The sequence below is a fragment of the Pseudogemmobacter sp. TB195 genome, from assembly GCF_058313095.1.
On record NZ_JBZEGG010000229.1, the window covers coordinates 1 to 521 of the forward strand.

The 521-nt window shown below is 65.5% G+C and carries 1 protein-coding gene and 1 pseudogene; both read left to right on the plus strand.

What is annotated here, in order from left to right:
• Positions 1 to 317, plus strand: a pseudogene (locus AC4FS3_RS29510) (replicative DNA helicase); the annotation flags it as partial.
• 15 nt (positions 318 to 332) lie between these two features.
• Positions 333 to 521: DnaB-like helicase C-terminal domain-containing protein (locus AC4FS3_RS29515; protein ID WP_491023498.1), on the plus strand; the 189-nt coding region annotated here is incomplete at its 3' end.

The window sequence follows — 521 nt, forward strand, 5'->3', positions numbered from 1 at the left end:
TCATCAACGCCGAGCATTACGGCCGCGCCATCTATGACCTGGCCATCCGCCGCGAGCTGATCGCCGTTGGCAGCGACATGGTCAACCTGGCCTTCGACGCGCCGGTTGAAGCCTCGCCCCGCGACCAGATCGAGGAAGCGGAGCGCAAGCTGTACGCGCTGGCGGAAACCGGCCGGTACGACGGCGGCTTCATGCCCTTCGGCAACGCGTTGACAGAGGCCATCGACATGGCCGCCGCCGCTTTCAAACGCGCCGGCAAGCTCTCGGGCATTTCCTGCGGCCTCACCGATCTCGACCAGAAGATGGGCGGCCTGTAACGCTCCGACCTCATCATCCTGGCCGGGCGCCCCGCCATGGGCAAAACCTCGCTGGTCACCAATATCGCCTTCAACGTCGCCAAGGCGTGGAAAGCGGAGCGGCGTCAGGACGGCGTGCTGGAATCGGTGAACGGCGGCGTCGTTGGCTTCTTCTCGCTGGAAATGTCGGCGGAGCAGCTCGCCAACCGCATCATCGCCGAGCAG